Annotated in this window: 23 protein-coding genes and 1 pseudogene; 12 read left to right on the top strand and 12 right to left on the bottom strand. The window is 63.9% G+C overall.

Annotated elements, in window-relative coordinates; genetic code table 11:
* The first annotated feature begins 149 nt into the window (after positions 1-149).
* Together HHJ18_RS16140 and HHJ18_RS16135 are read left to right on the top strand one after the other, a co-directional pair.
* Positions 150-584: a ribonuclease domain-containing protein gene (locus HHJ18_RS16140; RefSeq protein ID WP_296916869.1), complete on the top strand. Its 435-nt coding sequence runs from the start codon at positions 150-152 to the stop codon at positions 582-584.
* A 53-nt stretch (positions 585-637) separates the two neighbouring features.
* The gene (locus HHJ18_RS16135; RefSeq protein WP_296916868.1) at positions 638-1,063 is read left to right on the top strand and encodes a barstar family protein; all 426 of its coding nucleotides are present in this window, start codon (positions 638-640) and stop codon (positions 1,061-1,063) included.
* Between the two features lie 289 nt (positions 1,064-1,352).
* Here HHJ18_RS16135 and rsmA read toward each other — a convergent pair whose 3' ends face one another.
* From rsmA to HHJ18_RS16115, 4 genes are read right to left on the bottom strand one after another with little or no spacing between them, the layout of a single operon-like run.
* Positions 1,353-2,183 carry a 16S rRNA (adenine(1518)-N(6)/adenine(1519)-N(6))-dimethyltransferase RsmA gene (rsmA, locus tag HHJ18_RS16130; protein WP_296916867.1) on the bottom strand — a complete coding sequence of 277 codons (831 nt, stop codon included), beginning with the start codon at positions 2,181-2,183 and terminating at the stop codon, positions 1,353-1,355.
* Positions 2,180-2,422 (bottom strand): hypothetical protein, encoded by a 243-nt coding sequence (locus HHJ18_RS16125; RefSeq protein ID WP_296916866.1) that lies wholly within the window; start codon positions 2,420-2,422, stop codon positions 2,180-2,182. Before HHJ18_RS16125 ends, rsmA begins: the two co-directional genes overlap by 4 nt.
* 2 nt (positions 2,423-2,424) lie before the next feature.
* Positions 2,425-3,840 (bottom strand): peptidylprolyl isomerase, encoded by a 1,416-nt coding sequence (locus tag HHJ18_RS16120; RefSeq protein ID WP_296916865.1) that lies wholly within the window; start codon positions 3,838-3,840, stop codon positions 2,425-2,427.
* Entirely contained in the window at positions 3,833-6,322 is a 2,490-nt protein-coding gene (locus HHJ18_RS16115; protein ID WP_296917352.1) for an LPS-assembly protein LptD, read from the bottom strand. The genes HHJ18_RS16120 and HHJ18_RS16115 overlap by 8 nt, the downstream gene beginning before the upstream one ends.
* A gap of 116 nt (positions 6,323-6,438) precedes the next feature.
* Here HHJ18_RS16115 and HHJ18_RS16110 point away from each other — a divergent pair, with 116 nt between their 5' ends.
* From HHJ18_RS16110 to HHJ18_RS16090, 5 genes are all read left to right on the top strand, one after another.
* The gene (locus HHJ18_RS16110; protein ID WP_296916864.1) at positions 6,439-7,695 is read left to right on the top strand and encodes a phosphotransferase; all 1,257 of its coding nucleotides are present in this window, start codon (positions 6,439-6,441) and stop codon (positions 7,693-7,695) included.
* Between the two features lie 106 nt (positions 7,696-7,801).
* Positions 7,802-8,572: a 16S rRNA (uracil(1498)-N(3))-methyltransferase gene (locus HHJ18_RS16105; protein WP_296916863.1), complete on the top strand. Its 771-nt coding sequence runs from the start codon at positions 7,802-7,804 to the stop codon at positions 8,570-8,572.
* Between the two features lie 46 nt (positions 8,573-8,618).
* Positions 8,619-8,966, top strand: coding sequence for a DUF805 domain-containing protein (locus HHJ18_RS16100; protein WP_296916862.1), 348 nt, complete (start codon positions 8,619-8,621; stop codon positions 8,964-8,966).
* 85 nt (positions 8,967-9,051) lie between these two features.
* The gene (locus HHJ18_RS16095) at positions 9,052-9,591 is read left to right on the top strand and encodes a cysteine hydrolase family protein (RefSeq protein WP_296916861.1); all 540 of its coding nucleotides are present in this window, start codon (positions 9,052-9,054) and stop codon (positions 9,589-9,591) included.
* A 119-nt stretch (positions 9,592-9,710) separates the two neighbouring features.
* Positions 9,711-9,947: a YidB family protein gene (locus HHJ18_RS16090; protein WP_296916860.1), complete on the top strand. Its 237-nt coding sequence runs from the start codon at positions 9,711-9,713 to the stop codon at positions 9,945-9,947.
* Positions 9,948-9,980: 33 nt separating this feature from the next.
* On the opposite strand, the pseudogene HHJ18_RS16085 reads toward HHJ18_RS16090, so the two are convergent.
* Both HHJ18_RS16085 and HHJ18_RS16080 read right to left on the bottom strand, forming a co-directional pair.
* Positions 9,981-10,211, bottom strand: a pseudogene (locus HHJ18_RS16085) (hypothetical protein); the annotation flags it as partial.
* Between the two features lie 53 nt (positions 10,212-10,264).
* Positions 10,265-11,920 (bottom strand): M20 family metallopeptidase, encoded by a 1,656-nt coding sequence (locus HHJ18_RS16080; RefSeq protein WP_296916859.1) that lies wholly within the window; start codon positions 11,918-11,920, stop codon positions 10,265-10,267.
* 132 nt (positions 11,921-12,052) lie between these two features.
* On the opposite strand from HHJ18_RS16080, the gene HHJ18_RS16075 reads away from it, so the two are divergent.
* A complete protein-coding gene (locus HHJ18_RS16075) occupies positions 12,053-12,919 on the top strand; it encodes a DUF72 domain-containing protein (RefSeq protein WP_296916858.1) in 867 nt (288 codons plus the stop codon).
* A gap of 3 nt (positions 12,920-12,922) precedes the next feature.
* Here HHJ18_RS16075 and asd read toward each other — a convergent pair whose 3' ends face one another.
* The 3 genes from asd to HHJ18_RS16060 form a co-directional block, all read right to left on the bottom strand.
* Complete coding sequence (gene asd, locus HHJ18_RS16070) at positions 12,923-13,777, bottom strand: archaetidylserine decarboxylase (RefSeq protein ID WP_296916857.1); 855 nt, start codon at positions 13,775-13,777, stop codon at positions 12,923-12,925.
* Between the two features lie 259 nt (positions 13,778-14,036).
* On the bottom strand, positions 14,037-14,627 hold the full coding sequence (locus HHJ18_RS16065; RefSeq protein WP_296916856.1) for a hypothetical protein: 591 nt from the start codon (positions 14,625-14,627) through the stop codon (positions 14,037-14,039).
* 241 nt (positions 14,628-14,868) lie between these two features.
* On the bottom strand, positions 14,869-15,057 hold the full coding sequence (locus tag HHJ18_RS16060; RefSeq protein ID WP_296916855.1) for a heavy-metal-associated domain-containing protein: 189 nt from the start codon (positions 15,055-15,057) through the stop codon (positions 14,869-14,871).
* A 224-nt stretch (positions 15,058-15,281) separates the two neighbouring features.
* On the opposite strand from HHJ18_RS16060, the gene HHJ18_RS16055 reads away from it, so the two are divergent.
* From HHJ18_RS16055 to alkB, 4 genes are all read left to right on the top strand, one after another.
* The gene (locus HHJ18_RS16055) at positions 15,282-17,762 is read left to right on the top strand and encodes a heavy metal translocating P-type ATPase (protein WP_296916854.1); all 2,481 of its coding nucleotides are present in this window, start codon (positions 15,282-15,284) and stop codon (positions 17,760-17,762) included.
* The gene (gene cueR, locus HHJ18_RS16050; RefSeq protein ID WP_296916853.1) at positions 17,759-18,160 is read left to right on the top strand and encodes a Cu(I)-responsive transcriptional regulator; all 402 of its coding nucleotides are present in this window, start codon (positions 17,759-17,761) and stop codon (positions 18,158-18,160) included. The genes HHJ18_RS16055 and cueR overlap by 4 nt, the downstream gene beginning before the upstream one ends.
* A 185-nt stretch (positions 18,161-18,345) precedes the next feature.
* Positions 18,346-19,305: a dihydrodipicolinate synthase family protein gene (locus HHJ18_RS16045; protein WP_296916852.1), complete on the top strand. Its 960-nt coding sequence runs from the start codon at positions 18,346-18,348 to the stop codon at positions 19,303-19,305.
* Between the two features lie 8 nt (positions 19,306-19,313).
* The gene (gene alkB, locus HHJ18_RS16040) at positions 19,314-19,967 is read left to right on the top strand and encodes a DNA oxidative demethylase AlkB (RefSeq protein ID WP_296916851.1); all 654 of its coding nucleotides are present in this window, start codon (positions 19,314-19,316) and stop codon (positions 19,965-19,967) included.
* A gap of 25 nt (positions 19,968-19,992) precedes the next feature.
* Here the strand turns inward: alkB and HHJ18_RS16035 are convergent, their stop codons facing one another.
* The 3 genes from HHJ18_RS16035 to HHJ18_RS16025 all read right to left on the bottom strand — a co-directional run bounded on the left by HHJ18_RS16035 (position 19,993) and on the right by HHJ18_RS16025 (position 24,381).
* Complete coding sequence (locus HHJ18_RS16035) at positions 19,993-21,993, bottom strand: SulP family inorganic anion transporter (protein ID WP_296916850.1); 2,001 nt, start codon at positions 21,991-21,993, stop codon at positions 19,993-19,995.
* An 82-nt stretch (positions 21,994-22,075) separates the two neighbouring features.
* A complete protein-coding gene (gene chrA, locus HHJ18_RS16030; protein WP_296916849.1) occupies positions 22,076-23,461 on the bottom strand; it encodes a chromate efflux transporter in 1,386 nt (461 codons plus the stop codon).
* A 14-nt stretch (positions 23,462-23,475) separates the two neighbouring features.
* Positions 23,476-24,381, bottom strand: a complete 906-nt coding sequence (locus tag HHJ18_RS16025) for a chromate resistance protein ChrB domain-containing protein (protein ID WP_296916848.1) — start codon at positions 24,379-24,381, stop codon at positions 23,476-23,478.
* Between the last annotated feature and the right edge of the window lie 35 nt (positions 24,382-24,416).

Genomic DNA, 24,416 nt, shown 5'->3' with positions numbered 1-24,416 from the left:
TAGTAAAGTTGGGTTTGCGCTGTCCAGTGCCTACATTTTCAGCAAGGCCTTGCTTTTTTTTCCGCTGTGCGGCAAACTACAGTACTTGAAATCAAGGGTTAACCCCGGAAAATTGGAGGGTTGGCCTTGGTTTCACGAAAGGCATTTTCATGTTGCGCAAGGGTTGGGAACGTTGGCATCGGGTGGTGGCCGCTGGGCGGTTGGCCTGCGTGCTCGGTTCGGTCGGATTGTTCGGTTTTGCCAGTTTAGGCTCCAGTTTGGTGCAAGCCAGATCGCCGTCCTTTCTGGGTCCGGTTGACTCGGTTTCCGCAGCCCAATTACCTCCGCAAGGGCGCGACATGATGACGCTGATTTACCAGGGTGGACCATTCCGGCACGACAAGGACGGCGTGGTATTTGGCAACCGGGAACGAATTCTTCCCGCCAAAAATCGCCCTTACTACCTTGAATACACCGTCAGAACGCCAGGGGAGCGTAGCCGGGGTGCCAGGCGCATTGTGTGTGGCGGCTTGAAACCGGCCGCACCCGATGTCTGTTATTACACCGACGATCACTATGCGAGTTTTCGCAGAATCGTTCATTAACTTGTATTGTGGTTGTTATTTTGACCTTTGAACCAAGAGAAAGAGTAGCGGAGATGGATACACCACTTCGTAAGGACCCGGAAACGCCGTTGCGTGGCGTTCGGTCAAACATCGTGCAGTCGATACGCGCTTTTCGCGTGCAGGAACTGCAAGACGCCGCGACGCAACTGAACCAGCATTTCCTGTATGCCAACCTGGGCAATGCCCAGAGCAAGCAGGACATTCTGGACATGATCGCGGCCCAGTACACCTTCCCGGCACATTTCGGCAAAAACTTCGATGCACTTTACGACTGCATGACGGACCTGGTCCACAAATCAGGCCCGCAGCCCGGCTTTATCGTCGTGCTTGAACAGATTCCGGCGCATGCCAAGTTTGACAAAGAAGCGCGCGAGCAACTGCTGGACATCTTCAGGGATGCCGCGGACTACTGGGCGGATCGAAAGATTCCGTTCAGATGCTTTTATTCTTTTCTGTAGCCCGCTCCCCAGACATCGGCCAAGGGGATCGGGCGAATGAGGCCCAGCAGGTAGTCGCAGAAGGTGCAGAACCCATGCCTACCGACAAACTGATAGATATATCGCCGCTAGCGCTGCGCATGAGCAGCCCGTTCAATGCGGCTTACTGGCTTGCAGCGGCTTAGGCGCTGTCAGCCACAACCGTAGCCTGAATGCGCTGCGCCAGAAAAAAAGCCCGTTTCTAAGCGGGCTTTTTTTTGGTCGATTGGGCCCGTAACCCTTGTCCTACAGGCGTAAGCAGCTATGTTTTCTATAGCTGCAGCGGCTCACCTACTGGCGCAGCGCCAGCGGCTACCTGCTGCGCCAGCACCTCATATTCGGCCACCGGAACCTCTTCTGCACGGCGCTTGACGTCAAACTGACCGGAAAACGCATGCTGCTCCAGCCAATGGCCCAGCGTATGGCGCAGCAGCTTGCGGCGCTGGCTGAAGGCCACCCGCACCAGTTCGCTCAGCAGTTTGACGTCCAGTGACGCCGGCGCGGCGCGCGGCACCATGCGCACGATGGCACTGTTCACGCGCGGCGGGGGGTCAAAGCTTTGCGGCGGCACGAACAGCACGTTGTCCATGACGTAGCGCCACTGCAGCATCACGCTGAGCCGGCCGTAGTCGCTGGTTGAGGGTGCCGCCACCATGCGGTCGATCACTTCCTTTTGCAGCATGAAGTGCTGGTCTTCAATCACGTCCACCGCATCGAGCAGGTGAAACAGGATGGGCGTGGAGATGTTGTAAGGCAGATTGCCGACGACTCTGAGCTTGCCAGCTGCCCGCGCCGTGATTGCGGGGCTGTCTGCGCCGCCCAGGTCCCGAGCCAACTGGCCGAAATCCACCTTGAGCACATCGGACTCAATCACTGTGAGCTGCGGGTGCGCGCGCAGTTGCTGCGCCAGATCGCGGTCCAGCTCGATGACGGTCAGGTGGCCCAGCCGCTCGACCAGCGGCTGGGTCAGCGCCGCCAGACCGGGACCGATCTCCACCATGGCCTGGCCCGCCTCGGGGGCAATCGCCTGCACGATGCCCTCAATAATGCCCCGGTCCGTCAGGAAGTGCTGGCCGAAGCGCTTGCGCGGAATGTGTTTCATGCGGCGTAAAACGGGATCACCGGAAACCACTGACCGCGCGTTTCCCCGCTCCCGCATTCGCAAGCAGGGGCCGCGGAACCGGCTTTGCCGGGCCGCAGGCGCAGGCCTTGCAGGCCGCACGACTGCGAGACGCAACCGCTCTTCGTGCCGTCCAAGCCTGCGCCGGCAGGCTCGGAGCCGCGGCCCTCAGCCCCCTCGAGGGGCAGCGCAGTACGCGAAGCGACAAGCGTGGGGGCCATATCTACTGCGGCGCGTCGCGCATTTCCACATAAGCGCGGCCGCGTATTTCCTGCGCCCACAGCGCATAGGCTTCATTCTGTTTTTTCTCGCGCAGCACGCCGCGCGCCATCTCGCGCTGGTCACGCGCCGACAGCTGGGTTTCGCGGCGCTCCAGCAACTGCACCAGGTGCACGCCAAAACGCGATACCAGCGGGTCGGAAATCTGGTTGGGGCCCAGGCCGTTCATAACCTTTTCGAACTCTGGCACAAACACCCCCGGATTGGTCCAGCCCAGATCGCCGCCTTCCTTGGCCGATGCATCCTCGCTGTTTTCGCGCGCCAGCGCGGCAAAGTCAGCCTGGCCGGCCGCGATTCGCTTTTTGAAGCCAGCCAGTTTCTCGACAGCGGCGGCTTCCGTCAGCTGGGGCGTTAGCCGCAACAGGATGTGGCGCGCGTGGCTTTGCGTGACCGCCAGGCCAGGCATGCCAGCCTGCCTTTTTTCGACCACCTTCAAGATGTGAAAACCGGCGCCGCTGCGCACCGGACCGGCCAAGCCGCCAACCCGCAGTGTTTGCGTCGCCTCGACAAACAGCGGCGGATAACGCTCCGCCTCGCGCAAGCCCATCTGCCCGCCGTTGCTGCGGCTGGCCGAGCTGGAAAACTCGGTGACCAGCGCCGCGAAGTCGCTGCCGGCACGCGCGCGCTCCAGCACCTGCTGGGCTTTGGCCTGCAGCGCCGCGACCTGGTCCGGTTTGGCGTTTTCGGGTACCGCCACCAGAATCTCGGCCAGATTGAGGGCCAGTGAAGACAGGTCGGTGCCGCCTTCCTGGTCACGTAAAAACTGATCGATGTCCTGCTCGCTCACGGTCGCGCGGGGCTCGACCTCGCGTTGGCGCAGGCGGCTGACCAGCAGTTCGTCGCGCAAGTCAGCGCGGAACTGGTTGTAATCAATCCCGTCGGCCTTGAGGCGGCGGCGCAACTCGTCCACCGTGATCTGGTTTTGTCGGGCGACGCCCTGCACCGCGTTTTCCACCGCGTTCTCGTCCACACGCACGCCCGAGCTGCGCGCCATTTGCAGCTGCGCCTTGTCGCTGATCAGGCGCTCCAGCAGTTGCGGCACCAGTTCGCTGCGCGGCGCCAGCGCAGTGCCCTGTTGCAGGATCTGCTGCTCGGTGCGAATCAGCTTGGTGCGCAGTTCGTTGTTGGTGATCGGCTCCGAATTGACGATGGCGATGATGAAATCAGCCGGCCGTTGCGTGGCGGTGCTGGCGCGCCCCGCCACAGGCGCGCTGGCGGCCGCATCAGGCAGCCGCAGCAGGCCGGACGGTTTAAGTCCTTGCGCCTGCGCCCCCAGCAGGGGTAGCGCAAGCAGCAGCGCCAGCGCGGCGGTGCGTGAGCGGGCCGGCACAGGTCGGGTAAAAAAGCGGTAGTTAGTCATAGGTGGTGAAGCGGCTGGGGGAAATGATGTTGTCACGCAGGTATTGGTAGCGCGGAACGTTGGACTTGAGGGTTTCTAGCGGGCTGGCGCCGACACGGGAAAAACCGACCAGTTCGAGCTGGAACAAAATTCTGGTCGCCGCACCGACGCTCGTGCCGCTGTTTTGTGTGCGCTGCAGCACCACGCGGCCAATCCAGCAGCAGCCGTCGTACTCTACGCCTATGACTGCGTCGACCAGTTTTTTCTCCAGCGTGCTGTAGTTCAGGCGGCCCACGCTGTAGTAGCGCCCACCGCCCTGGCCCTGACCGGCGCCCAGTTCGCGGCCCTTGTCGCCCCATAAATCGTTAATGGGCCACTGCCAGCCGATGTCCACCTGCTCGCTGACATTGCGCTGGCGGCGTATCGCGGCACTGATGGTGCGGTAGTTGCCGGGGTTGTAGCGCACGCCGTAGGAGGCACGTTCGGACAGCCTGATCTTCGGGTTGTATTGCACGGTGCTGTCAAAAGTCCATTGTGGCACCCAGTTGACCGACGCGCCGACCAGCAGGTCGCTGACGCGGTCGGTCGCCGGCAGGGCGCCGGGCAGGGTCACCTTCTGGTCTTCATAGCGCAGGCGTTGGGCCACGCCCAAGCGCACCGCCTCGGCGCCGGTCGCCGGATCGAGCAGGCGCGAGGTCAGGCCCAGCGTCAGCAGGTTGGCGTCTGAAATGCGGTCGTTGCCGACAAAGGCGTTCTCGGTGAACACCGTGGCAAAGTTGAAGTCGTTGGCGCCCGAGTCGTAGTTGGGCAGCTGGCTTTGGTCGCGAAACGGCGTGCGCACATAAAAGGCGCGTGGTTCCAGCGTCTGGGTCAGGTTGCGGCCAAACAGGCTGGCGTCGCGCTCGAATTGCAGCCCGCTGTCCAGGCTGAAGGTTGGCACCACGCGCGATGCCGAGTTCGCGCCATTGGGCAGCGGCGACTCAAATTGGTAGCTGGTGGCGTGCAGCTGCACTTTCGGCGTGATGTAGCCGGCCGGCCAGAGCCAGGGGCGGCTGACCTGTGCCCGGCCGAAGGCGCGGTTGCCATTGCGCTGATTGCTGCCCGGCGGGTTCGTCAGCGCGCTATCGGCGGAAAACCGCGTGAAATCGCTGTCAAGCGACCAGTCAAAGCCGTTGCCCAAACCGGCCAGCGGCGCGTCCACCCGCGTGTAGGCGGCGGTCAACTGAGGCAGCCGGTCGTAGGGCGGAACGATGGGCGACGTCGCATCCTGCAGCGTTTGCCACTTCAGCGTGCGCAGCGTTGAGGAAAAGAAACCTTTGCCCCACGACAGGGTGGCGTCCTGCGGCAGCAGTCGCGGCGAGGACGAAAGCCCGCTCACAACGGGCAGCGGGAAATCGCGCCAGTAGTCGTTGTCGCTGACGCGGTTCAAATTGAGAGCCAGGCCGAAGCCGCCCACGGCGGGTATGCCGCTGTCGATCGCTCCGCTGTGCTGCAGGCTGTAAGACCAGCGGTCACGGTTGCGCAGCTTGTCGGCCGCCAGCAGATTGGCGCGCAGCTCGCCCTTGTAGGTCGGCTCCAGGTAGCGGAACTCGCCGGCCAGATCAATGCCGCGTTTGCTCAGGATAGCCGGTGAGAAGGTCGCGTCGCGGTTGGGCGCAATGTCAAAGTAATAGGGCTGCCGGTATTCCGCGCCGTTGACGGAGCCCAGTCCGAAGGTGGGCGGCAGCAGACCCGACTTGCGCTTGTCGCTGAGCGGAAAACTGACGACGGGAAAGGCCAGAATCGGCACCTTCTTGAAGCGCACGACCGCGCCAGTGGCCACGCCGACGTCGTTGTCCAGATCGAAATCGATACGGCTGGCGCGCAGGTCCCAGGCCGGGTTCCAGCTGGCTTCGTCGTCTCTTTCGCAGGTGGTGTACCGGACGCGGCGCGCCGTGAAGTGCTTGTCATCGACAAAGTCAACGCGCTCGGCCTGGCCATTCCCGCCATTGCTGAGGAAGCGGTAACGGGGCGCGATGAAAAAGCCTTCAAAGCGGTCCAGCCTGAGCTCCAGCTCGGGGCCTTCAAAGCGGTTGCCGGCGCGGTTGATGCGCACATGGCCGCGGCTTTTCATCAGGTCATCGGGCTGGTAATACTCAATACGGTCGGCGCGCAGCGAGGTCGTGCCGCGGCGCAACTCGGCGTTGCCGTCGATCACGGTTTCCAGATCGGGGCGTCCCGAGAGCCGGTCGCCGAACACAAAGGTCGGCAGCTGGCTGTCCTGCAGAGCGGGGGGCTGCTCGGCCAGCAGGGCCGAGCCTTTGAGCTGGGCCGGACCCGCCGGTGCGGCTGCAGCTGCGGACGCCGGTGAACCCGGCAGCGGCGCAGTGTCAGCCGGCGCCGCCTGCGCCTGGGCGCGCCCGATCCCGGCGCAGGCCAGTCCCAGCATGGCGAGCAATGCCAATCTGCAGACGGCCAGGGCGACCGGGGAAAGAATAAAAGGCGAGGAGGATGCGCGGCGCATCATTTGTATGAGATAACCCGTTTGTAAAATCAGGCCCGATTATCCATGACCATCCATCCCACCCCCACCTTGCCAAACCAGCGCCAGGCGCCCGCCCCGGCGGCAGCCCGACAACCATGACCACTTCTCTTTCCATCGTCTGGGCTGACCCGGCGCGCGCCAGTGCCTTTGACCGCTGGCTGGCCGACATGGCGCACCAGCATGACCTGCAAACCGGCAGCCTGCGGCTGGCTTCGGCCGATGCCAGCTTTCGCCGCTATTTCAGGATTGATGCTGGCGCCGCTGCAGGCCTCGGCGCAGCCAGCCGCATCATCATGGACGCACCACCGGCCCAAGAAGACTGCCAGCCTTTCGTACGCGTCGCCGGCCTGATGCTGCAAGCCGGTCTGAACGCGCCGCGCGTGCTGGCCTGGGACCAGTCGCTCGGCTTCATGCTGCTGAGCGACCTGGGCAACCAGACCATGCTCGACCTGATCGCGCCGCCGGCTGCCGTCGATGCCATCGCCCAGCCCAGCGCCGCCCATACCGAGCTCTACCTGGACGCGGTCGATGCCCTGGTGCGCTGGCAGCTCGCCTCGCGCCCCGGCGTGCTGCCGCCTTACGACGACGCGTTGCTGTCGCGCGAACTGGCCCTGTTCCCGGATTGGTATGTCGCCCAGCACCGCGGCCTGGCACTCGATGGCGGGCTGCTGGACAAGCTCAACGCCATGTTCACGCAGATCAAGGCCAGCAACCTGCAGTCGCTGGGCGGCGCGCGCGTTTATGTGCACCGCGACTTCATGCCCCGCAATTTGATGGTGTCCAATGCTGCCGGCGAAAGCGGCAGCAGCGCCGTGGCGGTCGGCGCCTTCCATACTGCAGGATTAAAGGAGACGGCTCCCGACCCCTCCAAGTTCCGGCCGCAGGACCGGCTTCGCCGGACTGCAGGCGGGGCGGCCCCCTCGGGGGGCAGCGCACCACACGCAGTGGGAAGCGTGGGGGTACTAGACTTTCAAGACGCCGTCTACGGCCCGATCAGCTACGACATTGCCAGCCTGATGCGCGACGCCTTCCTGACCTGGGAAGAAGATTTCGTGCTCGATATCAGCGTGCGCTACTGGCAAAAGGCGCGCAAGGCCGGGCTTCCGGTCGGCGATGATTTCGGCGAGTTTTACCGTGCCGTCGAGTGGATGGGCCTGCAGCGCCACCTCAAGGTGCTGGGCATTTTTGCGCGCCTGACGTTGCGCGACGGCAAGCCCAAATACCTGGCCGACACACCGCGCTTCATCAAGTACGCGCGCAACACCGCCGCGCGCTACCGCCAGCTCGGGCCGCTGATGGTGCTGCTCGACCAGATCGAAGGCAACGAAACCCGAGTGGGTTACACGTTTTGATGCTAAATACGGCTCTAGCCCATATACCACGGGCGCAAGCAGCTATTAATTTAATAGCATTTTCAAAAAGCCATTACAGCCGGGCCGAGCGCATGAGCCCGCGTTCATGAATCCGCGTTTTTACGCCGACATGGCCCTGGTGCCCGGCCATTCCGTCAGCCTGCCCGAGCAGGCCGCGCGCCATGTTCAGGTGCTGCGTCTGCAGCCCGGCGCGCCCCTCACGCTGTTCAATGGCCAGGGTAATGGTCAGGGCAGTGGCCAACCCGTCAGCGAAGGCGAATTCGAGGCCACGGTCGAGCGCATGGGCCGCAGCGAGGTCCAGGTCCTCGTAGGTGCCTACAGTGCCAGCGCGCGCGAAGCCGGCCGCGCCATCCATCTGGCGGTGGTCATGCCGACCAACGAACGCATGGACTGGCTGATCGAAAAAGCCACCGAGCTGGGTGCCGCCAGCATCCAGCCCCTGATGAGCGAGCGCAGCGTGTTGCGCCTCAAAGGCGAGCGCGCCGACAAGAAGCTGGCGCACTGGCGCGCCGCCGCCACCGCCGCGTGCGAGCAATGCGGCCGCAACCGGCTGCCGCTGATTCACGACGTCAGCAACCTGGCCGACTGGCTGAAGACCGGCCAGACGCCCGCCAGCGGGGCCGGTACGCGGCTGCTGCTGTCGCTGCAAGACGGCACCCGCCCGCTCAGCCAGGCCGTTGCCAGCAGCGGCGCATTGACGTTTTTGAGTGGTCCGGAAGGCGGCCTGAGCGCCGCCGAAGAAGCCGCCGCCCTCGCCAGCGGTTTTGTTCCCGTTACGCTGGGCCCGCGCATCCTGCGCGCCGAAACCGCGCCGCTGGCCTGCCTGGCGCTGCTGACCCTGATCACACCGGCCTGAACCACCAGCCGGCCGCCTGAATAATCCCTATTTCAAAAGGAACCCCATGAACTGGTACCTAAAGGTGATGAGAAATTATTTCAACATCAGCGGCCGTGCGCGGCGCACCGAGTACTGGATGTATTTTCTGGTCTACCTTGCGATTGCCATTGTTGCCGGCCTGCTCGACGCGCTGGTCGGGCTGGGCCTGATTGGCGGACTGGTGGCGCTGGCGCATCTGGTGCCCAGCATCACGGTGGGCGTGCGCCGGCTCCATGACATTGGCCGCAGCGGCTGGTGGCTGCTGATTGCGCTGCTACCGCTGGTCGGCTGGATCATTGCGCTGTACTGGGCCGTCAAGGAAGGCGATGCACAGGACAACGCCTACGGCAGCAACCCAAAAACCGCCGACTGAATTTTCGCGGCTTGCATTTGCCGTCAAGCTCAGGGTCCAATGAGGCCGCAAGCTCCACAACCCCCATATTCCTGATTGTCGACCCATGAACACAGCATTACTTGTCATCGACGTCCAGCAGGGCCTATGCGAAGGCGAGCACGCCGCTTTTGAGTCACAGCAAGTCATCGCCCGCATCAACCAAGTTTCCGGGAAGGCGCGCGCCGCGGGTGCCCTTGTGATCTTCATACAGCACGAGTCCACGTCCGGCTACCTTGAGTTTGCAACGGCTGCATGGCAACTTGCCCAGGGTCTCCAGGTTGAGCCAAGAGACGTACGCATGCGAAAGACCACTCCGGATTCTTTTCATCGCACCGAGTTGGAGCAAATCCTGAAGCGCCATGCGGTGGCCGACCTCGTCATCTGCGGCATGCATACCGAGTTCTGCGTGGACACCACCTCACGCCGAGCGCTGGCGCTCGGTTACCCGGTCGTCCTGGTAGCGGACGCGCACACCACGGAGGGCAACGCGCATTTGTCGGCAGCCCAGGTGATTCAGCACCACAACGACACGCTCACCAATATCAGCAGTTTCGGGCCCAGAGTTCGCGCTATATCCACGGAGAACTTGCGCATTGGGGCCTGACTCGAACGGCCAGCTGCCATGAACCGCAACCTCTGGCTGCCAGCCATTTGCCAGGCTTTTTCTCACCAACAACGTCACCTTCATCGCCATCAACGGGCTGACCGAGCTCGCGTCAGCCGGTGTCTGGCAAAGAAGTCACCATCGCGCTGGGCAGCAACACCGTCTCCAACATTGCCGCCAAGCTGGGACTGAACCCCGACGAAGCGGTCGGTCAGCTATCGCAGCTTTTGCCGGGGCTGATCAACCACCTGACGTCCTCCCGAGAGGCGCCGCAGCAGGGCTTAGGCAATGGCGGTGACTTGATGGGCATGCTGAGCGGCCTGCGGAAAGGGCGATTAGCCCAGCGGACACATTGACGGACGCTGATGCAAACTTAGATTGCTATGAATTTAATAGCTAATAGTGCCCGATTTCATTGGTCTACAGCCATTTCTTGTTAAAAATCTGGCATCCAGCCAGGTTTTCAGTGCTGCCAGCACCGGCGCGGCGTCCAGCTCGTTGAAAACCTCGTGATAGAGCCCGTCAAAGCATGGGCTGGTGACCGTGCCCGGTTTCACGGCGGGCGAGTCCGCCGCTTTTTTTGCAAAGGCGCGGCTGCCCGCCGGGTTGACCAGCCGGTCGGCGCGGGCGCATGCCGGGCTGAACGCGCGTGCCAGCGCGCTGGCACGCGCGTTCAGCCCGGCATGCGCGCGATCACCTGGGCGACTGCAGCGGTCAGCTTCTTGGCGTAGGGCACATGCAAAAACTCGTTGGGGCCGTGCGCGTTGCTCTTGGGGCCAAGCACGCCGCAAACCATCATCTGCGCCTGGGGAAAGCCCTGGCTTAGCATGCCCATCAGCGGGATCGTGCCGCCCTGGCCTATGGTGCCGCAGGGCGCGCCAAAAAAGCTCTGCGACGCGTCGTTGAGGGCGCTTTCAAACCAAGGCGCGGCGCCCGGCGCGTTCCAGCCGCTTGCGCCGCCGCTGCTTTCAAACGTCACCTTGGCTTGATAAGGCGCGTTGTCTTCCAGCAGCGCTTTCAGTTCCTGCACTGCGGCGCCGGCGTCAATCAGCGGCGGAAAGCGCAGCGACAGCTTGAAGGCGCTGTAAGGGCGCAGCACATTGCCGGCGTCTTTCAGTGCCGGAAAACCCTCGGCGCCGGTCACGCTCAGCGTCGGCCGCCAGGTGCGGTTCAGCATCGCCTCGACCGGGTCGGTGGTCGTCGGCAGGGTAAAACTGCCCGCGCCTTCGCAGTCGTAGTGCGCCCATGGAAAGCGTTTGTAAATCTCGTCACCCAGAATTTTTGCTGTCGCCTGCGCCTGCTCCAGGCGGTCCGGAGGAATTTCGCAGTGAAAACTTGGCGGCAGCAGGCGCCCGGTCTGGCTGTCCTCGAGCCGGTCCAGCAGATGGCGCAGGATGCGAAAGCTCGACGGCACCAAGCCGCTGGCGTCGCCCGAGTGGATGCCTTCGGTCAGCACCTCGACCTTCAGCACGCCGGCCGCGTTGCCGCGCAGGCTGGTGGTCAGCCAGAGCTGGTCGTAATTGCCGGCGCCCGAGTCCAGGCACACCACCAGCGCAACCTCGCCAAGCCGCGTTTTGAGCGCGTTGATATAGGGCAGCAGGTCGCGCGAGCCGCTTTCCTCGCAGGTTTCAATCATGCCGACAATGCGCGGGTGCGCCACGCCCTGGCTTTTCAGCGCCTGTACCGCCGCAATGCTGGCGTAGACCGCATAGCCGTCGTCGGCGCCGCCCCGGCCATAGAGTTTGCCGTCCTGGTACTTCGGCGTCCACGGGCCCAGGTCGCTGCGCCAGCCGGTAAATTCGGGCTGCTTGTCAAGGTGGCCATAGAACAAGACTGTGGCCCCCACGCTCCCCGCTTCGCGTGGTTCGCTGCCCCCCGAGGGGGCGCTGCGCCTGTGGCCCGGCAAAGCCGGTTCCACGGCCCCGGCTGGCAAGGGGGCAGGCCCCGCGTGCCTTGCGGCATGTGCTTGTCCACCGCCTGACGAGGCCGCAATCTCGAAAAACAGCAGCGGCGTGCGCCCCTCCAGCCGCACAATTTCCAGTGTCAGCCCCTCGACTTTCTGCGCCTCCACCCAGGCCGCCGCATTGCGCACCACGGTGTCGATGTAGCCGTGCTGCGCCCAGTCGCTGTCGAACATGGGCGATTTGGCCGGAATGGCGATGTAGTCGCTCAGCTGCTGGACGATGTCGCCGTCCCACTGTGCCGTGATCTGTGACAGGGCCTGGGCGGTGTTGAACGGGCTGGCGTCAATGTCGGAAGCGCCGGTAGCGTCGGTAGTGCCGCGTTGCGAACCTTGCAAAATTTGCGAGCTGGGTAGTCGGGCGTTCATGAAAAGACTCCGAAGATGGAAGGGCAGAAAACACATCAGCGCTAGGCTGGGCCAACGGCTACTGTACGCCTGTGGCGAACGCCGCTATCCTTCATGGGCATGTGTTTGAACGAGTTTTTTACCGCACCCGTCATGACCCCACAGCCCGCCCCGACCAGCGCTGCAAATCATTCTCCTGAAGCACAGGCCGCGCCGCGCATCCGCGTCGGCGTGGGCGGCTGGACTTACCCGCCCTGGCGCGACAACTTCTTTCCGCAAGGCCTGCCGCAAAGTCAGGAACTGGCCTACGCCAGCCGCCAGCTCAGCGCCATCGAAGTCAACGGCACCTACTACAGCACCATGAAACCGGCCAGCTTCAAAAAATGGCACGATGAGACGCCCGCCGACTTTGTCTTTTCGCTCAAGGCCTCGCGCTACGCGACCAACCGCCGCGTGCTGGCCGAAGCGGGCGAATCCATCACGCGCTTTGTTGAAAGCGGCATCAGCGAGCTGGGCCACAAACTCGGCCCCATCGTATGGCAATTCATGCCCGGCAAAGTGTTTGAGGCAGGGGACTTTGAAGCCTTTCTGGCGCTGCTGCCGCAGCAGCTTGATGGGCGGGCGCTGCGCCATGTGGTCGATGTGCGGCACGAGAGTTTCATGACGCAAGCCTTCCTGGCGCTGGCACGCCGCTACAAGGTGGCCACCGTGTTTACCGATGCTGACAAATTTCCGTCGTTTGCCGACCTCACCGGCGATTTTGTCTATGCCCGGCTGATGTTGAGCGAGGCCGGCCTGGCCAGCGGCTACGATGAAGCGGCCCTTAGCGCCTGGGCCGAACGCGCGCGCAACTGGGCGGCAGGCGGCGCGCCTGACGACTTGCCCAGCCTGGAGGGTCCGGCTGAGGCAGGCGCGCCGCGCGACGTGTTCATCTACTTCATCAATGGCGCCAAAGAAAAGGCGCCTGCCGCCGCCATGGCGCTGCTGGCCCGGCTGGGTGTCAAGGTGGCGGTTACCTGAGCTTCAGTCGTAGTTCGCCATGACCTCGCCCAGCCGTATGCCGCGTGCGTGCGTCCACGTCGGGTTGAAGTGCAACGGCCCCTTGGGAAATAGCATGACGACGGTGGAGCCGAGCAAAAAACGCCCCATTTCTTCGCCTTGCTTCAGGGCGATGGCGGGCGCTACCTCCGCCGAATAATCCCACTCGCGCACCTGCTTGCCGCGCGGCGGATTGACCACGCCATGCCACACCGTCGCCATGCTGCCGACAATCGTCGCACCGACCAGCACCAGCACAAACGGGCCGCGCTCTGCCTCGAACACGCAGACCACACGCTCGTTGCGCGCGAACAGGCCGGGCACACCGCGCGCCGTCACCGGGTTGACTGAAAACAGCTCGCCCGGCACGTAAATCATGCGCGTCAAACGGCCATCGCAAGGCATGTGAATGCGGTGGTAGTCCTTCGGGCTCAGGTACAGCGTGGCGAAGCTGCCGTCCTGGTACTGTGCGGCCAGCGCGGCATCGCCGCCCACCATCGCGGTGGTGGAGTAACGATGGCCCTTGGCCTGAAAAATCTGGTCGTGCTCAATCGCCCCAAACTGGCTAATGGCGCCATCAACCGGGCAAATGAGGTCTGCATCAGCCAAAGGCCGCGCACCGGGCTTGAGGGCGCGTGTGAAAAAGTCGTTGAAGGTGGTGTAGTGGGCAATGTCAGAGTCAAGCGCCTCGTCCATGTTGACCTGGTATTTGGCGACAAAGCGGCGAATGATTTCAGTGGTCAGCCAGCCCCGCTCGCGTCCTGCCACATAGCCGGCAAACACGGTGAGCGCCTGCTTGGGAATCAGGTATTGGGGCAGGACGGCAAGACGGTCAGACATGGGCAGGCGGCGTGAGGATGGGACGATTGATTCTATCGGGGCAGCGGTAGCTGTTGTTGCTATTGATTAAATAGCATTCTGCGCCCGCGCTGTCTGGGCAGCGGCTATGAAATGCGTGTCGAAAGCAGAGCTAAAAGCCTAAATCATCCCTGTTATCGCTTCTGCTTCTGTATCTACTTGTATGGTGTGTACGACTGCAGGCGTTCCCGGGCAGCCAAACAATCGGTCGGTTTACTGCTTCTGGGGGAGGGAGTACCCATTAGTCGTCGTTCTTTGCGCACGGCCTCGCTTGGCGGTAGTGGTTTAGAAATTCCTCATTCCCGGAAACCACTTCCAGCATCATTTGAAGCATCAGTACGGGGCCGGGAACGATTCCGCTCTCATCAATTTCTTGTCCATCGAAGTCCGGGTTAGTCGGAATTTCGAAACTGACAACCCACCAGACTTCAATTTTTCGTAGCAGTGCTACGAGCTCCTGAAACCGCTCAATATGTTTGAAGTCAGCATCCCCAATGACTAGCGTGTGCAGGCCGTGGGCGATGGAATTTCGAGTTGCCTTGATGCTCTCGAATAACTGAATGTCTTGCTTGTTTATGGCATCGTTTTCTAGAAGCCAATTGAGTGAGGCATACAGAACGCTCTTGCTTCGAGAAAGCACTTTTGCTTGGTATTCCGGGCCGACTATTGGCCCATTTTGGTCGAAGCTATCTGCGTAGAACGAGCGGACTCGATCAATGATGGAATCTTTCAGCAATTCGAATGCTGTGATGTACATGGAAGCCGAGATCAGTTTCTCGCGAGCGATAGCTGGCGTAAGAAGCTGCTCCCATTTTTTGTCGTTCGGGGTCATAGAGGGCTAACGAATTATGTTTATCTGTCGCGAGGTCAAGTTGATAAAGGGCGAAGCAATAGAAAGTGACTAGCCGCCGGGCTACCCCCGGCATGGTCGCAAAGGGCGCTGCTACGACTCTCCAACGAGGCCTCGAGAAGCTCAGCCACAACAACCGCAGCAGCTCAGAGTTACTATGAATTTAATAGCTAGCTAAGCCCTCTCTTATTAGGCTGCAGCCTTAAAACGCATTGAACAGTAGTCACCGCACCGGGTAACCCGCATCCGCCAGCGCAGCTGCCACAACGTCACGTTCCCGCGTGGTCTGCACCGTAACCTTCTTGCTCTCCAAATCCACACCGACCTGTGCGTCCGGGTCGACCTGCTTGACGGCCTCGGTGACGGCGCGGACGCAATGGCCGCAGCTGATGGCGGGGATGTTGAATTCCATGTTTGACTCCTTGAATGCTTAAAGACTGAGGCCTGCAGTTTGAACGTTCCCATGGGGGCAGGGTCAATCCCCCGGCGGCAAACCTGAACGGAACCCGGGGTCTTTGGCGGGCTTTTTCGCGTGGCGCTTGACCCTGCCATGGTGGCAAGGTTCACACTACGTCTATCGCTATGTCGCTTATTGCCAAGTGACCGGCCCCAGCAATTCGTTTTCCAGGAGTTCGCATGAGCATCACGCAGACATTGCCAACCCCCTTGAGTCAAAAAGACCAGCAAGCACCGCCAACACCGGGTGCTGCCCTGACCGAATGGCGCTTTCCCGTAACCGGTATGACCTGCGCATCGTGCGTAACCCGCGTCGAGAAAGCGCTGGGCGCAGTCGCGGGCGTCAGTGAGGCCAGCGTCAATTTCGCCACCGAGCAGGCCAGCGTCTCGGCGCGCGCCGATGTCAGCCTGGCCACGCTGCAGCACGCGGTGGAAAAAGCCGGCTATGCGGTGGGCGAGCAGTCGCTGCGCCTGAAAATTGGCGACATGACCTGCGCGTCTTGCGTGTCGCGTGTCGAAAAAGCGCTCAGGCAAGTGCCCGGCGTGCTGTCGGCCGAGGTCAATCTGGCCACCGAGACGGCAGAAGTCAAACTCTCGGGCGGCGCTGCCACGCTGGACCAACTGATTGCCGCCGTTGATAAAGCCGGTTACCGGGCCTGGGCGCTGCAGGCTGAGGGCCTGGACACCGCCGCCGGCCAGTCGCAAAAATCTGGCGCCAGCTGGTGGCCGGTGGCGCTGGCGACGGCGCTCTCGACGCCACTGGCGCTGCCCATGCTGGCCGGGCTGTTCGGCCAGCACTGGATGCTGGATGGCTGGCTGCAGTGGCTTCTCGCCACGCCGGTGCAATTCTGGCTGGGGGCGCGCTTTTACAAGGCCGGCTACAAAGCCGTGCGCGCCGGCGCCGGCAACATGGATTTGCTGGTGGCCCTGGGCACGTCGGCCGCCTACGGTCTCAGTGTCTATCAGCTGCTGGCATATGGGGCGCAGGGCAGCATGGAACATCTTTATTTTGAGGCTTCAGCGGTCGTCATCACGCTGGTGTTGCTGGGCAAATGGATGGAAGCGCGCGCCAAGGGCCAGACCACCGAAGCGATACGCGCGCTCAATGCGCTGCGGCCTGAAACCGCGCGCCGCCGCGTCAACGGCCGGGACGAGGAAATAGCGATGGCGCAGGTCGCGGTGGGCGACCTCATCGTGGTGCGCCCCGGCGAGCGCATCGCGGTCGATGGCGAGATCATCGAAGGCGCGACGCAAGTCGATGAATCGCTGATCACCGGCGAAAGCCTGCCCGTCAACAAGCACGAGGGCGACCGCGTCACCGGCGGCGCCGTCAATGCCGAAGGCCTGATCGTGGTGCGCACCACGGCGGTGGGCGCCGAATCCACGTTGGCGCGCATTGTGCGCATGGTCGAATCGGCGCAGGCCAAAAAAGCGCCGATACAGCGGCTGGTTGACCAGGTCAGCGCGGTGTTCGTGCCGGTCGTCATTGGCATCGCCGCCGTCACCGTGCTGGGCTGGGGTCTGGTCACCGGCAACTGGGAGGCCGCCATCCTCAACGCCGTCGCCGTGCTGGTGATTGCCTGCCCTTGCGCGCTGGGGCTGGCCACGCCCACGGCCATCATGGTGGGCACCGGGGCGGCGGCCAAACGCGGCATTCTGATCAAGGACGCCGAAGCGCTGGAAGTGGCGCACCGGGTCAAGATCGTCGCCTTCGACAAGACCGGTACGCTGACCGAAGGCAAGCCCGAAGTCGTCGCGCTCGAACCCGGCAGCGGCTCGACGCGCGCTGTGCTGCTGGCCCTGAGCGCCGCCATCCAGGCCGGCAGTGAACATCCGCTGGCCAAGGCCGTCACCGCCCTCGCGCTCAAGGAAGAGGTCCGCGTAGCGCCAGCCACCCAGTTGCGGGCCGTCGCCGGACGCGGCATGTCGGCGCAGGTCGAAGGGCGCGCGTTGCGCCTCGGCAGCCCGCGCTTCATGCAGGAGTTGAAAGTCGATGTCAGCCCATTCGCCGAGCGCGCCCAGGCACTGGAAGCCGAAGGCCGCACCGTCTCGTGGCTGGCCGATGTCAGCGGCGCACCGCAACTGCTGGGGCTGCTGGCCTTTGGCGACACCCTCAAGCCCAGCGCCGCGCCGGCCGTGGCCAGCCTGCACGCGCTGGGCATACAGACCGCGCTGGTGACCGGCGACAACCAGGGCAGCGCCGAATCCGTCGCCAAACAGCTCGGCATCGACATCGTGCATTTCCAGGTGCTGCCCGAAGACAAGGCAGCCATCGTGGGCCAGCTCAAGGCGCAAGTGCAGGACAAAGGTGGCCGCGTCGCGATGGTCGGCGACGGCATCAATGACGCACCCGCGCTGGCCGCCGCCGATGTCGGCATTGCCATGGCCACCGGCACCGACGTCGCCATGCACGCGGCCGGCATTACGCTGATGCGCGGCAACCCGGCGCTGGTGGCCGACGCCATCGACATCTCGCGCCGCACCTACGCCAAGATCCGGCAAAACCTGTTCTGGGCGTTTATCTACAACGTGGTCGGCATTCCGCTGGCAGCTTTTGGTCTGCTGAGTCCGGTAATCGCCGGCGCCGCCATGGCCTTCAGCAGCGTCAGCGTGGTGATGAACGCCTTGCTGCTGCGCCGCTGGAAAGGCAGCTCGAAATGACTGCCAGCCTCTTCAACATTGGTCAGGCGGCCAGTCAATCAGGGGTGTCGGCCAAGATGATCCGCCATTACGAGTCGCTCGGCCTGCTGCCCACCGTGCCGCGCACTGATGCGGGTTACCGGCAATATGGCGAGAGCGAAATCCACACCCTGCGCTTTATCCGCCGCGCCCGCGCACTGGGCTTCAGCATGGCGGAGATCGCCGAACTGCTCAAGCTGTGGCAAGACAAACGCCGCGCCAGCGCCGACGTGAAGCGCATCGCGTTGGCCCATGTGGCCGACCTGGAGCGGCGCATTGCCGAGATGCAGGCGATGCGGCAAACCCTGGCGCAGCTGGCGCATTGCTGCCAAGGCAATCACCGGCCGGACTGCCCTATCCTGAGTGAGCTGGCGGGCTAGGCGCAGGTTTATTGCTATGTATTTAATAGCTGCTTACGCCCGTGGTTATTGGGCTGCAGCCATATTTACCCCTCAAGTGTTGACGCTTTAGCCATGCGCCAGCCCAAAGCAGCTGTCACCAGGCTGCGCTTGCCGCGCAGCGTGGCCGATAAGATGGGTGCCTGCAAAATCTACCGGAGTTCTTGGTGAAAAAACTCGATGCAAAACTCAATGCAAAACTCGATGGTGCGGCCTCCGGTGTCTACCTGATCACCGTCACGCCCTTCACTGAAAGTGGTGCGCTGGATTTGTCCAGCACCGACCGCATGGTTGATTTCTGTCTGGACGCTGGCGTTAGCGGCTTGACAGTACTGGGCATCATGGGCGAGGCGAGCAAGCTCACGGCTGAAGAGTCGCGGCTGTTTGTCAGGCAGGTGCTGGCGCGCGTGGCGGGCCGCGTGCCGGTGGTGGTCGGCGCCTCTGCGCCCGGCTTTGCGCCCATGCGTGAGCTGACCGACAGCGTGATGGCCATGGGCGCTTCCGGCGTGATGGTGGCGCCGCCGGCCAGCGTGCGTACTGACGAGCAGATCGTGGCTTACTTCGAGATGGTCCATGAAACCCTGGGCAAGGAGGTGCCCTGGGTCTTGCAAGACCACCCGGTGGCCACCGGCGTGCAGATGTCTACGGCGGTGGTCTTGCGCATCCTGAAAAACTCACCGACCTGCGTGATGCTCAAGCACGAAGACTGCCCGGGTCTGGCCAAGCTGTCGGCCATCCGTGCGGCGAGTGAGCGCGGAGACTTGCCGCGTGTCTCCATCCTCACCGGCAACGGCGGCGGGCTGTTTTTGCCTGAAGAGCTGACACGCGGCGCGGACGGTGCCATGACTGGTTTTGCCTACCCCGAGATGATGGTCGAGGTGTGCCGCGCGCATGGCGCCGGCAAGCTTGAAACAGCGCACGACATTTTTGACGCCTACTTGCCGCTGGCGCGCTACGAGCAACAGGCCGGCATTGGCCTGGCCGTGCGCAAGTACATTCTGGCCGAGCGCGGCGTGATTGCCAGCGCCACCCTGCGCAAGCCGGGGCCGAAGTTGTCAGCGGCCGATGTCGCCGACATCGCCCGCCTGACGCGGCGGCAAAACCGGCGCCTGGCCGAGATCGCCTGAAGCCGCGTGTGACCCGTAGTCTTTTCGACGAAACCCCCACGCCGTACCTGGCACCAGAGCGCATCGCGCCGGGCGCTGTGCTGCTGCGCGGCTTTGCGCTGGACCTGGCAGGCGCGTTGCTGCAGGCTGCCGAGCAGGTCATCGCTGCCGCGCCGCTGCGCCATCTGGTCACGCCGGGCGGGCGCAGCATGTCGGTCGGTATGACCAATTGCGGTGCGCTGGGCTGGGTGTCGGATCGGTCGGGTTACCGCTACAGCGCAAGCGATCCGCAGTCCGGCCAACCCTGGCCGCCCATGCCGGACTGCTTTAGGGAGGTGGCGCTGCGGGCCGCCGCGCAGGCCGGGTTCGAGCGCTTTAATCCAGACGCCTGCCTGGTCAACGGTTACGCGCCGGGCGCGCGGCTTTCGTTGCACCAGGACAAGGACGAATGCGACCTGACGGCGCCGATTGTGTCGGTGTCCCTCGGCCTGCCGGCGATTTTTCTGTTTGGCACGACAACGCGCAGTGAGCCAGCGGCGCGTTACCGGCTGCTGCATGGTGACGTGGCGGTGTGGGGCGGCCCGTCGCGGCTGGCTTACCACGGCGTTGCGCCGCTGGCCGATGGCGATCACGTTCGGCTGGGGCGGCGGCGCATCAACCTGACGTTTCGCCGGGCGCGCTGACTCCGCGCAGTCGGCGCGGGGCTTTTCAGTCCTCGCGCTTGTCGGCACCTGGTGCGGTTTTGCATTCCCAGAAAATGCGCGCCGTGCAGTGCCGGCAGATCTCGGGATCGAGCTTTTTAAAGATGGTGGCAATCGCGGTGCCCTTGTCGGGAAACTGGTGCTCGGGGCCGAGTACGCGGGTGAAGCCGGTTTTGCGCCACATGGCGATCACCTCGGGCCGTGGCCGGTGAAAGTACAGATCCCCGCCCATGGCGCGGCGCGCGGCAAGTTCAGCCTCCCACAACTCGGCACCGGCCAGGTCAATGAAATTCATGCTCTTGCCCATCACCAGCAAATGCTTTTGCGGTTGCGGCTGGCTTCGCAGCGCGTACAAATGGTCGGCCACATGCTGGGTCGCGCCAAAGTAGACCTCGCCTTCCATTCGCAAGAGCTTGAGCTGGGGGCATTCCGGAAGGAAGTTAGCCCCCACGCTCCCCACTGCGTGTGGTTCGCTGCCCCCCGAGGGGGCCGCCCGCCTGCAGTCCGGCAAAGCCGGTCCTGCGGCTCGAGCTTGCGAAGGTACTGGCGCCTCCAGGCTTGCTCCATCCTCGCCTAACAGCTGGCGGGCGTCATCGTCGATCACTACAAACTGCCGGCCCGGCGCGCGGCTGTCAAAGCCCATGGTGCGCATGGCGGGGTGCGAGGTGCGGTACAAAAAAGACATCAGCGACAGGATCATGCCGAGCAAGATGGCAATTTCCAGCCGTATGGTGACGGTGGCGACCACGGTGGCCAGCGCCACGCTGAAGTCGGCGCGGCTCAGGGTGTATAGCTGGCGCCAGCGCTTGCCGTCCAGCAGCGCCAGCGCCACCAGCAGCAGCAGCGCGGCCAGCGCGGCCATCGGGATTTGCGCCAGAAGCGGCGCGCTGAGCGCCACCAGCGCCAACAGCAGCAGCGCGGAGAAAACCGAGGCCAGCGGGGTGCGCGCGCCGGCTTCGAAGTTGGGCATGGAGCGGTTCATCGAGCCGCACGACACATAGCAGGAGAAGAAGCCACCGACGATGTTGGACAGGCCCTGACCGCGGAACTCGCGGTTGGCGTCTATGCGCTGGCCTGAGCGCAGGGCGACCATCTTGGCAATCGAGATGGCCTGTCCGAGCGCGACGATGGTGAGCGCGAACGCCAGCCCCAGCAACTCGATGGCCTGTGCCCAGCTGACGCGCGGCAGCTCAAAGCGCGGCCACGGCGTGGGGATCTGCCCGACCAGGCGCAGCGCGGGAAAGGGCTGGGTAATCGGCGTGGCGCCGTTGGCACTCAAAGCCGCCGCCAGATTCGCGTTCATGGTCTGGCCCCACAGCCAGGTCAGCGTACTGGCCACCAGCAGGCCCAGCAGCATGTGCGGCCAGTGCGGGCGCAGGCGGCGCACCCCCAGCGCGACCACGACGGTGATGGCCGCCACCGCCAGCGCCGCTGCTTGCACCGAGCCGAGCTGCGTGCCCACATGGCGCAGCACGGCAGCGGCACTGTGCGCGGGCGCAGCGCCGAGCCCCAGCAAGTCGGGCAGCGCATGCACTGCAATCAGCAGTGCCGCGCCTGAGGTGAAACCAAACAGCACCGCCGGCGAGATGAAGTTGGCCAGCGCGCCCAGCCGCAAGGCGCCAATCAGCCACTGCATGACGCCGACCATCACGGTGACGGCCAGCGCCAGCTGGATGTAAAGCGGGCTGAAGGCCAGCGCCAGCGGCGAAAGCATGGCAAACAGCGCCAGCGAATTGGCGTTGGTGGGGCCCGACATGACATGCCAGCTTGAGCCGAACAGCGCGGCGATGATGCACGGCACCACGGCGGTGTACAAGCCATATTCCGGAGGCAGGCCGGCCAGCGTGGCAAAGGCAATGCCCTGCGGCAGCACCAGTACCGCGCCGAGCAAACCGGCCAGCGCATCGGCGCGCAGGGTGAGCGGCGAAACCTGCCGCACCCAGCCGCCCAACAGGCGCTCCAGCAGGGGCGGCGAGGGCGCGGCGGCGCGGGGGACGGGGGCTTGCATCGGCTTGAGCATAACGCGGGCGGCGGGCGGTGCGCAGGCTGGTCTGCCGCTGCGCTTTGACTGCGCCTGGTCGACGCCAGGTTTACGCCAGGCCGAACCAGCGCAGCAGCAGGCCGGCCGTCGCACAGGCAGCAATCACCGGTATCACGCCCCACTTGAAGCGCCACAGGGCCAGCGCGGCGAGCGCGGCCAGCGTCAGTGCAATCACGTCGGGTCTGGTGTCAAAATTACCTGTAACAACCGCCGGATATGCGATAGCCGCTATGAAAAACAGAGCAAGGTTAGCAATCACGCCGACCACTGCAGCCGTCACCGCGGCCAGCGGCGCGGTCAGGTGCAGGTTGCCGCGCGTTGATTCGACCCACGGACCGCCCGCCAAAATGAAGATGAAGGACGGCAAAAAGGTGAACCAGCTCGCCACGCAGGCGGCCAGCGCGGCGCCCAGAAACAGCGCGTCGGGGCCCAGCACCTGCCGGGTCCAGCCGCCGACAAAACCGACAAAAGCCACCACGATGATGAGCGGTCCCGGCGTGGTTTCACCGAGCGCCAGGCCATCCATCATTTGCGCCGTAGTCAGCCACTGGTAATGCTCGACTGCGGCCTGGTTCACATAAGGCAGCACCGCGTAGGCGCCGCCAAAGGTCAGCAGCGCGGCCTTGGTGAAAAACCAGCCCATCTGCGTCAGCGTGCCGCTCCAGCCCTGGCTTAGCAGCAACGCGGCCATCGGCAGCAGCCAGAGCACCGCGCCTAGCGCCAGCACCGTCGCCAGACGCGAGCCCTTGGACCGCGCGTGCGGCGGCGTCGGCGTGTCGTCATCAATCAGCGCAGCTGGGTGCGGCGCGCTGCCCGCCGCCGCGTGGCCGCCGCCGTGCACCAGGGCGTCCGGGGCGATGCGCGCCAGCACTGCACCGATCAACATGGCGCTCAAAACCACCACTGGAAAAGGCCACTGCAAGGCCCAGATTGCTATAAAACTCATAGCCGCCAGCACCCATGGAACGGGGGTTAACAAAGGATTTCCCAGTGATTTCCGGGCAATGCGATGGAGCGCGTGCAACACGATTGCCGCCACCGCCGGCTTGATGCCGTAAAAGATCCCGGCGATCAGCGGCTGCTGGCCAAAGGCCATGTAAATCCAGCTCAGAGCGATCAGCAGCACCAGCGAGGGCAGCACGAACAGCGTGCCCGCCAGCACGCCGCCGCGTGTGCGGTGCATCAGCCAACCCAGGTAGGTGGCCAGCTGCTGCGCCTCGGGGCCGGGCAGCACCATGCAGAAATTGAGCGCGTGCAGAAAGCGTTTTTCCGAGACCCAGCGGCGCCGTTCGACCAGCTCGCGGTGCATGATGGCAATCTGCCCGGCCGGACCGCCAAAGCTGATGAAGCCGAGCAGCAGCCAGAAGCGCAAGGCCTCGCGGAAAGATACGGCGGAGGGCTGCGCGGACGCTTGCTCAAGAGTACTTGGAGACATGGGGGTCGCTGGCGTCATCGCACCGCTCCCATCATGGTCTCGGGCATCCAGCTGTGGGGCTCATCTTGCGCGCTGCGGCACCAGGCGTAAAGCGCGTCATAAAGTGGCAGGGCCGCCTGCAGCATGGCGTGGTCGTCGCCAGCGTGCAGCCCTGACAGGCCCAGCGAAAAGGCCAGCAGGCCGGCCGACTGCGCTGCCAGGCTTAGCCGGTCGGTGTCGGCGCCGCGCACGATGCGGGCCAAGGTCTGAAGGGCCGGATCGGTCAACTCAAACGCACTCAGCAAGGTATCAAAGCTGCACAGTTCGCCCTCATGCGAGACCGGCGCGCCGGGTATGTCGTAGGCCACCGCGCCCAGGCGCGCTGCCTCTTCAAACACCTTGGCGGTGGGGACGTAGAAGAACTCGGCGCGCGTATCGATGAAACGGCGTACCAGCCACGGGCAGGCGATGCGGTCGATCTTGGGGCGCTCGCGGGTGATCCAGCGCGAGCGCTGTTCGCCGCTCACGCCCAGGTCGGGCCGCTTGCGCATCATCGGCAAATGCTGCGCGCGCCACGCGGCGATGTCTTGCGGCGTATCGACGCCGTCCTCGCCGCCCGCCAGGCCGCCAGCCAGCAGGCGCGCGCTCCAGCCCGCTGCGCGCAACGTGGCCACGGCATCTTCGCTGGCGTTGTGACCATGGACGCAATACGCAACGACTTCCTGCTGCGGCTGCGTGGCCGCAAAAGCTGTCACGTGTTCAGGCGCACAACGCCGTGCGCCTGCCAGCAAATGCGGGCTGGCAAGAAACGTCTCCTCGCGCCGCACGTCGAGCAGCAGGGGCGCGTCGGCGCGTCCGATGCCGGCTGCGAGTTCTTGCGGGGAAATAGAAAGGGAAATGGAAAAGAAAGGGGAAGGAACAGAAATGTCAGAGGTGTCCACGGAAAGCTCCAAGTCAGTTGCCAGCGCTTGGACGG

The organism is Polaromonas sp., from assembly GCF_012927455.1.
Taxonomy (GTDB): Bacteria; Pseudomonadota; Gammaproteobacteria; order Burkholderiales; family Burkholderiaceae_C; genus Polaromonas.
This window is presented reverse-complemented; position numbering and strand designations above follow the sequence as displayed.